Here is a 13053-nt window from a genome sequence, read left to right as displayed (position 1 = left end):
ATATGGAAAAGACTGCTAATCCAGGCATTAAATGGGGTATATTGGGTGGGATCGTATTGGTCCTGTTGAATGTGATCACTTATATTGCCGGGCCGGCTATACTGTTTGCCTGGTGGAATGGTCTGCTGCAGATGGCCGTTTTTATTGTGTTTGCTATATTTGCCGGGCTCGAATTAAGAAAACGACATGGTGGTTTGGCAAGTTTTAAGGACGTACTAAAGCCTGTATTTGTCACCTTTATCATTGGCTGTGCCATTATCAACATCTATCAGTTTGTCTTATATAAATTCATTGATCCGCAATTGACGGATGCAATGAAACAATATATACTGGAAAGTACTGAAAAGGCGTTACGTATGTTTAAAGCGCCTCAGGAAGAAATTGACAAACAACTGGATGAACTGAGCAAAACAAATTTCAACGTAAGTTTGGCCAAATCATTCATGGATTTCCTGAAAGGCATCATATTTTATTTTGTGATAGCCGCTATTATTTCACTGATCATACGTAAAAAACCGGCTGAGAAAACGGTTTTATAATACTATTCTATAAAGATGAACATATCCGTAATCGTTCCTTTAAAAAACGAAGAAGAATCTCTGCCGGAACTTGCCGCGTGGATAGAGCGCGTCATGGACGAACATCAGTTCACCTACGAAGTATGGATGGTGGATGATGGCAGTACCGACGACTCCTGGAGTGTTATTCAACAACTGGCCGCGCGGAATCCGAATATCAAGGGTATCAAGTTCCAACGTAACTACGGTAAATCTGCCGCACTGAACGAAGGTTTTAATGCTGCCCAGGGAGATGTGGTCATCACAATGGATGCAGACCTGCAGGATAGTCCGGATGAAATTCCGGAACTGTACCGCATGATCATGGAAGATGGTTATGACCTGGTGAGTGGCTGGAAAAAGAAACGTTACGACAATACCTTCACGAAAAACCTGCCTTCCAAATTATACAACTTCACTACCACCCGCATGAGTGGCGTAAAGCTGCATGATATGAACTGCGGGCTGAAATCGTATCGTAAAAAAGTAGTGAAATCGATAGAGGTATACGGTGAAATGCACCGCTATATTCCCGTTATCGCCAAATGGAATGGTTTCCGTAAAATAGGTGAGAAAGTGGTAGAACACCGTGCGCGCAAATATGGTGTTACCAAATTCGGATTGGAGCGTTTCATCAATGGCTTCCTGGATCTGGCCACTATCATGTTTATCGGCAAATTCGGTAAACGCCCCATGCACCTGTTTGGCGCGCTGGGCTCACTCTCCTTTTTTGTGGGGTTTGTGATTGCGGCATATCTCGCACTGGCGAAAATATTCTTTGATAAAGTAAATATGACAGACAGGCCATTGTTTTACCTGGGTCTGCTTTGTATGATCATCGGTTCCCAGCTGTTCCTGACCGGCTTTGTGGGCGAACTTGTTACCCGCAATGCCACAGAACGGAATACCTACCTCGTAGAGGAACGTATGGACCACAGTAACGGCATAAGCAATTATGAATTAAAAATTACGGATAAATACACCGGCTGAGCCATTCGCATGATTAATTCGTAATTCCTGATTCGTAATTCGTAATTTCATCTATGACCAATAGCAAGCAAAAAATACTTATACTGGGCACAGCCTACCCTTTCCGGGGTGGGCTTGCTGCTTATAATGAGCGACTGGCAGAAGAATTACAGCAGACGAATGATGTAGAGATATGGACGTTCACCGTTCAATACCCGAAATTCCTCTTCCCTGGTAAAAGTCAGTATTCTACCGATCCTGCGCCGGCGCACCTGCGTATACGCCGTCTGATCAATTCCGTGAATCCACTGAACTGGTGGATAGTAGGCAGAAAGATCCACAGGTTTGATCCGGATATTATTATTACGAAGTACTGGCTACCAGTGATGGGGCCAGCACTGGGATCTTTACTCCGCCTGGGAAAGCGAAAGAAAACCCGGACGATCGCTATCCTCGACAACGTGGTGCCGCACGAAAAAAGGCCAGGGGATGTAGCTTTCACAAAGTATTTCCTCAAGCCGGTAGATGCCTTCATTGCTATGAGCCAATCGGTGCTCAATGATCTGCGGGAGTTTGAGCCCACCAAAAAAGCCTCGCTGATTCCTCATCCGATCTACGATAACTATGGTGCACTGATCAGTAAGGCAGCAGCCCGGGAGGCATTGAAGTTACAACAGGGCAAACGTTATATCCTCTTCTTTGGCTTCATCCGGCAATATAAAGGGCTGGACCTGCTGCTGAAGGCTATGGCGGATGAACGAATGAAAAAACTGGATGTACACGCCATTGTAGCAGGAGAGTTTTATGAAGATGCTACCCCCTACCAGGAATTGCTCCGGGAATTGAACCTGGGCGACAGGGTACTCATGCATACCGATTTCATTCCGAATGAAGCAGTAAAAAATTATTTCTGTGCTGCCGACCTGGTAGTACAGCCGTATAAAAGCGCCACCCAAAGCGGTATTTCGCAGATTGCTTACCACTTTGAAAAACCTATGGTGGTAACCAATGTAGGTGGACTGGTGGAAATGGTACCCGATGGCGTAGTAGGATTTCAAGCCGAGCCTGATCCATCTTCCATTGCTGCCGCCATCGAAAAATATTATACGGAAAACCGTGAAGCAGATATGATCACCGCATTGCGCAGGGAAAAACAACAGTACTCATGGGCACGACTCGCCAATGAAGTATTATCTCTCGCCAACAAATAAAAACAACAAAACACCTAACTGCTAAAACCTAAAAGCTAACATGATCTACAGGAGTAAAGCACCATTGAGAATAGGATTAGCCGGAGGAGGTACAGATGTAAGCCCGTACTCCGACCTGTATGGCGGAGCTATCCTGAATGCTACTATTTCATTGTATGCCCGTGTTGCCATAGAGCCGCTGGAAAATGGGAAAATTATTTTTGAGTGTGCCGACAGGAAAGAATCAGCTACCTACGACGCCGTATATCCTATACCGTTAGACGGACAACTGGATATTTTTAAAGGAATCATCAACCGTATTCATAAAGACTATACGCCATTACCTTCCGCCGGCTTCCGCCTCACCACCTTTGTGGATGCCCCTGCCGGCTCCGGCCTGGGTACCTCTTCCACGCTGATGGTAGCGGTGTTGGGTGCATTCGCTGAATGGCTGAAACTACCGCTGGGCGAATATGACCTGGCCCATCTGGCCTATTCCGTAGAGCGGGAAGACCTTCAGCAGGCGGGTGGTAAGCAGGATCAATATGCAGCCACTTTTGGAGGGGTTAACTTTATGGAGTTTTACAGAGATGATAAAGTGATTGTAAACCCACTCCGTATTAAAGATGTATACCTGCATGAGCTGGAAAATAATCTCGTGCTTTTTTATACTTCTACCAGCCGCTTATCGTCCAGCATCATTTCAGAACAACAGAAAAACGTAACAGAGAAAAAGGATGATTCCATCGAAGCGATGCATCATCTGAAAGAACAGGCTGTTATGATGAAAGAAGCATTGTTGCGGGGTACGATCGACAAGATCGGTGAAATACTCGACTACGGTTTTCAGTACAAGAAAAAAATGGCGAAGGGTATCTCCAATACCCAGCTGGATGAAATTTATGAAGCTGCCCGCAAAGCAGGCGCCAGTGGCGGCAAGATCTCCGGTGCCGGAGGTGGTGGATTTATGATCTTCTATTGCCCGGGAAACAGCCGCTTCGCAGTAGTAAACGCATTACAGGGTTTTGGTGGTGATGTAAAACGATATAACTTTACGCAGCATGGCATGCAGACGTGGAAAATCTAACGAAACACCAAACAAACGATCATGAAACAACATATCATCAATACACTCCGGGCAAGCATGGCCGTAAAAGCAGCCATCTGTGAGGATGAACAACTGCTGAATACCATCGGGCTGGTGGCGGATGCCATTACACATAGCCTGCAATCCGGCCATAAGATACTGTTTTGTGGTAACGGCGGCAGCGCTGCTGATGCACAACACCTGGCCGCTGAATTTTCCGGACGTTTTTATAAAGACCGTACTCCTCTATACGCCGAAGCTTTGCACTGTAATACCTCTTACCTGACAGCTGTAGGCAACGACTATGGTTATGACCAGGTTTATTCCCGGATTGTAAGAGGCATCGGCCGGCAGGGCGATATACTGGTGGCACTGTCTACTTCGGGCAATTCTGCCAATATCATCGAAGCCATCAAAGTAGCTAAGGAACAGGGCATGCTGGTAGTAAGCATGACAGGTGCTACAGGTGGTAAGATGAAAGATGGCAGCGACTTCCTCATCAATGTGCCATCAACCGATACACCGCGTATCCAGGAAGCACATATCACCGTTGGTCATATTATTTGCGAAACAGTTGAAAACAACCTGTTCGGAGCATGACCAGCGAGTGTATAGTACTGGCGGGCGGACTGGGCACCAGGCTTCGCAGTGTGGTGGCCGACCGGCCAAAGTGTATGGCGCCGCTCAACGGGCAGCCATTTCTCTACTACCTGCTCCGGTACCTGCATCAGCAGGGCATCGGTCATGCTGTGCTTTCACTGGGCTACCTGTCGGAGCAGGTGATCGACTGGTGTAACAGCACGTTCCTTCCGCTTCGTGTATCCTTTGCCGTAGAACCGGAACCCCTGGGTACCGGCGGTGGTATTATTCATGCGCTCCCCTTCCTGGAGAACGATGAAACGTTTATAGTGAACGGCGATACCTTTTTTGAAGCGGACCTCAATGTCCTCCATGAATTCCACCACTCCCATAACAGCTCGTTGTCACTGGCACTGAAACCGCTGCAGCAATTCGACCGCTATGGCAGCATATTGTTGAATGCCAGTCAACAGATCAGCGCTTTCCGGGAAAAGCAGTATTGCGAATCGGGCCTGATCAACGGTGGAATATACCTGACAACAGCCAGCTTCCTGAAAAGCCTGTCTCTGCCGGCGAAATTCTCCTTTGAAAAAGAAGTGCTGGAGCCGGGAGTAGCTACCGGGAACCTCTATGGATTCATCAGCGATACCTATTTCATCGATATCGGTATCCCGGAGGATTATGAAGCGGCCAAACTCAAACTAATACCGATTAGCCAATGACGTTATTCCTCGACAGGGATGGGGTGATCAACGATGAAATAAAGGATGGGTATGTGCTCCGCCCCGATATGTTTCATTTCAGTGCCGGCGTGTTGAGCGCGATGCCTTTACTGGCCCGCCGCTTCTCCCGCATCTTAATAGTTACCAACCAGCGTTGTATTGGCCGCGGCCTGCTGACCACAGCAGGACTACAGGAAATACACACCGGTATGGTGCAACAGATTGTTCAGCATGGAGGCAGAATAGATAAGATCTACTTCTGCCCGGATGTAGAAAGCAACAGTCCTTGTCGCAAACCCGCCACAGGAATGGGGCTACAGGCACAAACAGATTTTCCGGAGATTGATTTCAGGGAAGCAGTGATGGTGGGTAATACGCTGAGCGATATGCAGTTTGGCAAAAGCCTGGGTATGAAAACCGTTTTCATTCCTTCCACACGCCCGGAAACACCCTTTCCTCATCCGCTGATCGATCAACGCTACGAAAACCTGTTGCAGTTCGCAGAAGCAATACAATAATATTCAGCCGGAACCGTATAATAGATATGGCCAAAAAAACATTACTGTCTCTCACACTGGGTTTATTCAGTCTGCTCACCTTCGCACAGCGACCAGATGCAGCTGGCCTGAAACAATTGAAACATTATCAGGATACCCTGCAGATACTTGCCAGTGATATTTTCGACGGGCATGGAGATGATGACCGGACCAGAGCTACCGATGAGTTCATTCCCACGCTGGTGCGCGCACTGAAAGTGAAATATTCATTCCGCTTTCCGTTCGATTCGCTGAAAACAATATCCATACAGTATCCGCAAGACAGCACCTTCAGGATCTTCACCTGGGCCCTGGAGCAGGAAAATGGCTTCTACCGGCACTTTGGCACCATTCAAATGAATACGCCCGGAGGCGAACTGAAGTTGTTCCCATTATTTGATGCTTCGGATTATATGACCAATACCGACAGCATTACGGACAACAAAAGCTGGTTCGGATGCCTCTATTATAATATCCTTCACCGGCACTATTTTAACCAGGAATTTTATACGCTTTTTGGCTGGGATGCCAATAATCCCCGCAGCCAGAAGAAGATCATAGAGATGCTGACTTTTAAGAACGACCGTCCTGTATTTGGCGGCCCGCTCTTTAGTTTTGCGGAAGACAGCACTCCCTCTCCCACCCGCAACCGGTTTATTATTGAATATAAGAAGGATGGCACTGCTACCCTTAACTTCAACAAAGAACTGGATATGATCGTATATGATCATCTCATCTCCGAAACCAATGAACCCGCTAAAAAATTCACTTACGTATCTGACATGGATTACGAAGGATTCAAATGGCAGGCGGGTAAATGGGTGCATGTCAGCAAGATCTTCCACGACGCTATTCCAATGGGTAAGGGCGCGCCAACCCCGCAGCCGCTCGATCAGCGCAAAAAAAGCATGACCAATCCCAAGTCAGCGGAAGATTACCTGCAGTCTGAAACACCCGGGAAACCTGCGTCGAAGAAGAAACAATAAAACAGCAGCATCTTCCGTAAAAATCTGGCCGGGAATAAATATCGTATTCCTATCTCCCGAAAATATCCGCTATTATTCTTCACAAAAAAATTCCGTTTTTTTACTTTAAAAGAATAATCATTCTCTTATCTTTGCACCTAAAAAGAACGAACATTCATTTTCCAAGTTCATACAAATGCAACTTAATCATTTGAATCTCAGCGTAAAAGATGTACAGGCAACACGCATCTTTTTCGAAACCTACTTCGATTTTCGCTGTACAGATTCCAAACCCAACGACAAACTATCTGTACTAAACGGTAAGGATGGTTTTGTTTTGGTGTTAATGCACGAACAACTGAATCAGAAAGGCAACAGCACCTACCCGGATATGTTTCATCTGGGATTTTACCTGGAAGATGAGGAAGCAGTCAATAACACCTATCAACGCCTGCTGGCCGGAGGTATCCTGCCCGGGCAGGCACCGCAAAGGATCAGGAAAAATTTCGGATTTTATTTTACCTGGGATACCTTCATGATTGAAATCACGACCCCTGTTAAAGATTAAACAGCATTTTATGCCATTTACAGTTCCCGACAAACTCCCGATAGGCTGGTACCTGAAGGAAGCCGACAGCCTGATCACCCAATATGTAAATGCTTCTTTTGAATCATTTGGCATCAATAGATTTCACTGGCAGCTGATAAAAAACATATCTCTTCATGGAAAGATCTGTCAGTCGTTGTACTACCACCAGGTTAGCAGATTCATGACCGAAGCCGAACTGGCAGAAATATTCGCCTCTCTGGTAGAGCGTCACTGGATTGCACAAGACGGAGATATGTACTCCTTTACCGAGGCTGGTAAAACCGCTTTTGCCCTGATAGAAGAAAAACAGCTGGAAAACCGGAAACACATGATGGAAGGAACCACTCAGGAAGAGTATGATATCACAATTAGTTTCCTGGAAAGGGTTATCAGAAATATGGGAGGAAAGATTTGAGAATTAAAAATGTAGAATGTGGAATTAAGAATGATGAGCGAAGATTTTAGCGAATGACAATACTACTTTCGCTAAAATCTTCGCTCATCATTCTTAATTCCATATTCCACCTTCTTAATTCCTACAACCCGTCTACCCAATTCGGATTCTGCGTCAGCGCAGGATTCAGCGTACGTTCCTGAATGGGAATAGGATAGAGATAATCCCTCTTTTCGTTGAAGGTTTTGGAGATATTCCTGTTGACGATTACTGAACCACCTGCTGCACCGTTTTCCAGGTCTATTTCAGTGCCTAATTTAAGATAAGCAGGGCCTTTGGGGCCGCTGGGTTTAGTGCCTTCATAAATAACCACATCTATCTTACCATCATTGTCGAGATCAAAAGAACCCGGACCAGGGAAATACATGCCTTTAAATTGTTTGGTCAGCATACTTCCTTCTTTCCAACGAGTGATATCATGCCAGCGGAAATTTTCTATTATCAGCTCAATCCTGCGCTCCCGGCGGATTTCGAGGATCACTCCATTTAATGATTTATTGGCATAGCGGGCGGCTTCATATGCATCAGGATTGGCGTTGGCGGCAGCTACATTCAGGTTGGGCATCCCTACCCTGTCGCGCAACAGTTTGATGGACTGATCAATATCGCCCTGCGTGAGTTGGCCTAGTTCTGCTTTTGCTTCGGCATAGTTCAGCAGCACTTCCGCGTAGCGGAAAACCGGCATATCGTTATCGTTCTTTACGTAGGAGTCCTGCGTTTCATCCGTAACGTACTTGGTTAGCTGATAACCCGTTACTGCGGCACCGAAATCAGGTACTAATTTATTGGTGTTGCCAATCCTTGTATAACCCGGCGTGCGGATGGTTTGCGCCAGGCGCGGGTCGCGGTTCTGGCATTCTTCGTAGAACTGTATTTTGTCGAAACCCGGTTTGTCGGTGAAGCGACTGCCGTCTTTCATCAGGTAGCTGTTTACCAGACTCTTCTCCAAACCAGGCTGCCCGTAGGAAGCGGTGATCGTATAGTAGTTCACGTTATGATAGATCTGCAATGAAGCGCTGTACTTTCTGCTCAGAATGATTTCATCCGGATTGGCATTCTTTGTGGAAAACAGATCGCGGTAAGCACTGTTAGGCGAGCTGGTGTAGATACGGTACTGCCCTCCTGCCATCAGCTCAGCTGATGCATCGGCGGCGGCCTGCAGGAATTTGTTTTCGTCAGGCAGGTTAAATTCCTTATGATACTTCCTGAATGTACCTTCAAACAAACAGATACGGGATTTCAAAGCCAGGGCAGTCCATTTCGTTACCAGCTCGTTCGTTTTCGTGGTTTCCAGCGATGCAATGGCCGAATCAATATCTGCCATCACTACATTCATCACCGCCTGACGTGGGTCCCTCGCTTTATGTAACAGCGCATCATCGTTCACATCCAGCGGTTTATCGTACAAAGGCACGTCTCCGAATTTCTTCACCATTTCAAAATAGAACCAGGCGCGGAAAAACTTTGCAGCGCCTGCATATTTTCGTGTGGTGGCAGCCGGCAATACTTTGTTACAGTTGACCAGGAAATAGTTGATCTTTCTCAGCTCACCCCAGCTCCAGCCTCCGCCTGTAACCGGCACCTGACGCCGGCCAGTGAGGAATTCGGAAGTGCTCGATTTAACAACGTTGTCCATATCTTCGTTATAGATGGTTTCTGCATCGGGCACCATCGTATACATGGAATTGATATATAGTTTCAGATCCTTTTCTGTTTTAAAGAAATTATCCGGGGAGATCTGGGCCTGGGGATCCCTGTCCATGAATTTTTTACAGGAACCGAAAACCATTACCAGCAGGCATATGATAGGTAGATTGATTGTTTTCATCATTTTCTTTTTAATTGGGAACATTAGAAGGTGATATCCAGTCCGGCTGAGAATGTTCTGCTGAAAGGATACACACGACCATTCGCATCAGTTGTCACCAGGTTCGGATCACTCGACAACTGCTCCGGATCCAGGTACTTACTCTTCAGTTTGGTGAGGGTGAACAGGTTTTCTCCGCTTACATACACCCTGCAACGGGTAATTTTCACCCGGTTCAGCAAAGAGGCCGGCAGGGAATAACCCAGTATCAGGCTCTTCAGACGCACATAGGCGATATCCTGCAGATACTTATCGTTATTCTCTTTCAGCGAACCATTATCATTCAATGCAATGTATCCTCTCAATCTCGGGAAGTAGGAGTTGGGATTTTCAGGGCTCCATAGCTTACTCTGGAAATCGGTGGGGATAAACGACATATAAGGACGGGAAAACGGTCCCCAGAATTTATCTGCGTTGCTGCCGGGATACCAGTTCTGATGGCCCACTCCCTGGAAGAAGAAACTGAGGTCGAATCCGTTCCAGTCCATAGCGCCTCTGAAACCAAACGTATAGCGGGGTAAGGAGTTACCAATGATGCGCTGATCGCCCGGATCCGATAAAGTGTTCTTTCCTTTGCTGATAACACCATCCCCATTCAGATCTTTGAACTTCAGGTCACCGGCTCTCAGCTTGCCCCATTCGCCGGGCGCGGAGAAGATGTTATTGCCCACCTGCGTCTGATCCACTTTCCAATCGGCCGCTTCTTTGTCTGACTGGAAATATCCATCGACGCTATAACCCCAGATATCGCCCAGGCGTTTTCCGGGGTAATAGTCGCTAAGGATTTTATTGGGGTTATCAAACTTGGTGATCTCAGCTTTGAAATCACCCACGTTAAAACCAACGCTGTAATTGAATGGCTTACTGGCTACCACAGCGGATGCACGCCATTCCAGGTTTACTTCCCAGCCCTTTGAGCGGAGATCTGCTGCATTTTGCTGTGGCTCTTTTGCACCGAAAACACCTGGTAAGGTCATCCCTTTGGTGAGCATGTCTTTGGTATTACGCACGTACCAATCGAAAGTAAAATTCAGCCGGCTGCGCAGGAAACTCATATCCACACCGAAGTTGGTGGAGTTCACTTTCTCCCAGGTAAGACTGGGCGAAATCGGTGTGGGCAGGGTAACATATTGTGTCCGTTTCCCGTTGGTCACATAACTGTTGGTGCCCATACCCATAATAGGTATGTAAGGATAGTAGTTATTACGCACATCCTGGTTACCCAATGCGCCGTAAGACGCTCTCCATTTGATATCATTCACCACATTTTTCGCGGGGGAAAAGAATGGTTCTTCACTCATGCGCCACCCTGCGGATACAGAGGGGAAAAAGCCAAAGCGCCTGTGGGATGGGAATCTGGAAGAGCCATCGTAGCGACCGTTGAATTCTACCAGGTATTTATCTGCATAACTATAGGCTGCACGACCAAAAACGCCAAACAGGGCCAGTTCCTGGTTATTACTGTTTACAGAAGCATCACCAGTACCCAGGGCCACTTCGTTCAGGTCTTCCGACAACAGATCAGTACGCTCTGAATACAACATCTTATAACGCTGTAACTCCTGGTTAACACCCGCAGTCAGATCAATGGCATGTTTGCCGAAACGGTGGCTATAGGTACCGAATACATTGACTACATGCGCCATGCGGCTATCGTCCTGCTGCCAGAGGTCATCGTTGAACACATAGCTGATAACACCCGGGAAGATGGACCAGGGCGCAGCTGTTTGCCGGTGAAAACTATTGCGGTTCATCAGCGAGAACGTATAGTTGGCATTGATATTAAAGTCTGATGTTACTTTAAACAGCGCCCCCACGGTATTGATCAGCTCATATTGTTTATATCCCCCTTTGCTCTTACCATGCAAGAGATCCGCATAAATACCATCGCCGATAGTATAGTTATTCAGCTCTGTACGGTAAGTAGCCGTACCATCGGGGTTAACCGGCACATAGGAAGGCAGTGCATGCACGCTTACCGACACAAAGTTGCTATTAGGGCCACTGCCCGGATACGTATAGTCGTTAGCGTTAAACTGAGTGTTGTTTGTCAATGTAAACCAGGGTTTCACCTGAGCCTCTATTTTAGCGCGGAGATTGTAGGAATTATAGACATCCTGGGAGATCCGCATCATGCCTTTCTTCTGATAATATCTTCCGGATACCATATAGTTTACTTTATCGGTACCTCCATTGATATTGATGCTGTGTTCATTGGAGGGCATCACATCGCGGAACATGGTATGCCACCAGTCGGTATTACCGTAGTAGATATACATATCCTTGCCTTTGCGGTTCTGTACTACCACAGAAGGTAAAGAAGGATCTGTTTTTCGTTTCAGGAGTTCAGCGTAATCTTCATCTGTATAGCCGGTATAGGTTTTGCCAAGCGTAATTTTGAACGCCTCATCGTTCAGCATGGCCGCATCGTAGCCATTGGTAATAAAGTTGGTGCTGGTGGTCTGATCGGCGCGACCGATATTAGTGCCATAGCTGATCTGCATTTTACCTGCCTTACCTCTTTTAGTGGTGAGCAGTATAACGCCAAATGCGCCACGTGCGCCATAGATGGCTGCAGAAGATGCATCCTTGAGTACTGACACGGATTCAATATCTCTGGGGTTCACCGTATTGATATCGCCAGGGATACCGTCAATCAGCACTAAGGGAGCGCCGCCTGAAATGGAGGTAAAACCGCGTATATTAAGTGTAGCATTACCTCCCGGCCGGCCATCCCCGAAGTTGACATTCAGATTCGGAATAGCGCCCTGCAGGGCCTGCCCGAGGTTGGCAATTGGCCTGCTTTCAATCACACCGGCGTCTATCTGACTTACAGCACCGGTCAGGTTTACTTTCTTTTGCGTACCGTATCCTACTACCACTACATCTTTGATATTGGCGTTACCGCCATGCAGCGCGATGGTCAGGAAACCGCTACCGGTTATCTCTATTTCTTTGGTGGTATAGCCAACATAAGATACGATCAATATATCTCCGGGTTTAACGGAAGCAATGCTGAACTCGCCGGTGTTATTGGTGGCCATGCCACGTTTGGTTCCTTTCAGGAACACCGTTACGCCGGGCAAAGGTTCCTTTGTAACGGCGTCGACCACCTTTCCTTTCAGGCCAAATTCCTGCTCATCTTTGCGATATATCACCAGCAGATCATTTACCTCCCGGTAAGCCAGTGGCGTTGGCGCCAGCAGTGAATCGAGCAGGTCTTCTGCCCGCATACCATCGGTTGTCAGGGCATCCAGACGAAGCTGATTGGTTTCACGGGCATCATACACCAACCGCAGATGCGCCTGGCGGGCGATCTGCTTCAACACGCTGCTCAGATCCGTAGCGGTCGTTTTCAGCGTCAGACTCCTTTTCAGGTTTTGCCCTTCGAGGCTCTTGGCCCATAACGACAATCCTGCGAGGGCGCAGCAGGTTGTCAGCAAACTTAGGCGCATAAGGTAACGGATTGTAGAATTCCTTGCTACATTTTTCATAATTTTGAACTGTTTTTAGAATGTATTAAAAACACGCTGCCACA

Annotated in this window: 12 protein-coding genes; 10 read left to right on the top strand and 2 right to left on the bottom strand. The window is 47.0% G+C overall.

From position 1 onward, the window contains the following. Nucleotides 1-2: 2 nt before the first annotated feature. From UNH61_RS08960 to UNH61_RS08915, 10 genes are all read left to right on the top strand, one after another. A complete protein-coding gene (locus UNH61_RS08960; RefSeq protein WP_326991745.1) occupies nt 3-539 on the top strand; it encodes a DUF4199 domain-containing protein in 537 nt (178 codons plus the stop codon). 15 nt (nt 540-554) lie between these two features. Next, entirely contained in the window at nt 555-1547 is a 993-nt protein-coding gene (locus UNH61_RS08955) for a glycosyltransferase family 2 protein (protein WP_326991744.1), read from the top strand. Between the two features lie 53 nt (nt 1548-1600). After that, on the top strand, nt 1601-2737 hold the full coding sequence (locus UNH61_RS08950) for a glycosyltransferase (protein ID WP_326991743.1): 1137 nt from the start codon (nt 1601-1603) through the stop codon (nt 2735-2737). A 40-nt stretch (nt 2738-2777) separates the two neighbouring features. Further along, nucleotides 2778-3803: a dehydrogenase gene (locus UNH61_RS08945; RefSeq protein WP_326991742.1), complete on the top strand. Its 1026-nt coding sequence runs from the start codon at nt 2778-2780 to the stop codon at nt 3801-3803. A 21-nt stretch (nt 3804-3824) separates the two neighbouring features. Continuing rightward, entirely contained in the window at nt 3825-4403 is a 579-nt protein-coding gene (locus tag UNH61_RS08940; RefSeq protein ID WP_326991741.1) for a D-sedoheptulose 7-phosphate isomerase, read from the top strand. Beyond that, nucleotides 4400-5104, top strand: coding sequence for a nucleotidyltransferase family protein (locus UNH61_RS08935; protein WP_326991740.1), 705 nt, complete (start codon nt 4400-4402; stop codon nt 5102-5104). Before UNH61_RS08940 ends, UNH61_RS08935 begins: the two co-directional genes overlap by 4 nt. Beyond that, nucleotides 5101-5622: an HAD-IIIA family hydrolase gene (locus tag UNH61_RS08930; protein ID WP_326991739.1), complete on the top strand. Its 522-nt coding sequence runs from the start codon at nt 5101-5103 to the stop codon at nt 5620-5622. The genes UNH61_RS08935 and UNH61_RS08930 overlap by 4 nt, the downstream gene beginning before the upstream one ends. 26 nt (nt 5623-5648) lie before the next feature. Beyond that, nucleotides 5649-6626, top strand: a complete 978-nt coding sequence (locus tag UNH61_RS08925) for a hypothetical protein (protein WP_326991738.1) — start codon at nt 5649-5651, stop codon at nt 6624-6626. Between the two features lie 175 nt (nt 6627-6801). Next, nucleotides 6802-7173: a VOC family protein gene (locus UNH61_RS08920; RefSeq protein WP_326991737.1), complete on the top strand. Its 372-nt coding sequence runs from the start codon at nt 6802-6804 to the stop codon at nt 7171-7173. A gap of 10 nt (nt 7174-7183) precedes the next feature. Continuing rightward, entirely contained in the window at nt 7184-7609 is a 426-nt protein-coding gene (locus UNH61_RS08915) for a hypothetical protein (RefSeq protein WP_326991736.1), read from the top strand. A 121-nt stretch (nt 7610-7730) separates the two neighbouring features. Here the strand turns inward: UNH61_RS08915 and UNH61_RS08910 are convergent, their stop codons facing one another. Continuing rightward, nucleotides 7731-9476, bottom strand: a complete 1746-nt coding sequence (locus UNH61_RS08910; protein ID WP_326991735.1) for a RagB/SusD family nutrient uptake outer membrane protein — start codon at nt 9474-9476, stop codon at nt 7731-7733. A gap of 23 nt (nt 9477-9499) precedes the next feature. Continuing rightward, nucleotides 9500-12970 carry a TonB-dependent receptor gene (locus UNH61_RS08905; protein WP_326991734.1) on the bottom strand — a complete coding sequence of 1157 codons (3471 nt, stop codon included), beginning with the start codon at nt 12968-12970 and terminating at the stop codon, nt 9500-9502. Nucleotides 12971-13053 lie beyond the last annotated feature (83 nt).

This window comes from Chitinophaga sp. 180180018-3 (assembly GCF_037893185.1).
Taxonomy (GTDB): Bacteria; Bacteroidota; Bacteroidia; order Chitinophagales; family Chitinophagaceae; genus Chitinophaga.
The sequence above is the reverse complement of the archived record's forward strand: the minus strand, read 5'-3'. Positions and strand labels throughout refer to the sequence as shown.

Coding starts and splice junctions, on each gene's coding strand:
- UNH61_RS08960 (WP_326991745.1), top strand. CDS start 3: ATGGAAAAGACTGCTAATCCAGGCATTAAATGGGGTATATTGGGTGGG.
- UNH61_RS08955 (WP_326991744.1), top strand. CDS start 555: ATGAACATATCCGTAATCGTTCCTTTAAAAAACGAAGAAGAATCTCTG.
- UNH61_RS08950 (WP_326991743.1), top strand. CDS start 1,601: ATGACCAATAGCAAGCAAAAAATACTTATACTGGGCACAGCCTACCCT.
- UNH61_RS08945 (WP_326991742.1), top strand. CDS start 2,778: ATGATCTACAGGAGTAAAGCACCATTGAGAATAGGATTAGCCGGAGGA.
- UNH61_RS08940 (WP_326991741.1), top strand. CDS start 3,825: ATGAAACAACATATCATCAATACACTCCGGGCAAGCATGGCCGTAAAA.
- UNH61_RS08935 (WP_326991740.1), top strand. CDS start 4,400: ATGACCAGCGAGTGTATAGTACTGGCGGGCGGACTGGGCACCAGGCTT.
- UNH61_RS08930 (WP_326991739.1), top strand. CDS start 5,101: ATGACGTTATTCCTCGACAGGGATGGGGTGATCAACGATGAAATAAAG.
- UNH61_RS08925 (WP_326991738.1), top strand. CDS start 5,649: ATGGCCAAAAAAACATTACTGTCTCTCACACTGGGTTTATTCAGTCTG.
- UNH61_RS08920 (WP_326991737.1), top strand. CDS start 6,802: ATGCAACTTAATCATTTGAATCTCAGCGTAAAAGATGTACAGGCAACA.
- UNH61_RS08915 (WP_326991736.1), top strand. CDS start 7,184: ATGCCATTTACAGTTCCCGACAAACTCCCGATAGGCTGGTACCTGAAG.
- UNH61_RS08910 (WP_326991735.1), bottom strand. CDS start 9,476: ATGAAAACAATCAATCTACCTATCATATGCCTGCTGGTAATGGTTTTC.
- UNH61_RS08905 (WP_326991734.1), bottom strand. CDS start 12,970: ATGCGCCTAAGTTTGCTGACAACCTGCTGCGCCCTCGCAGGATTGTCG.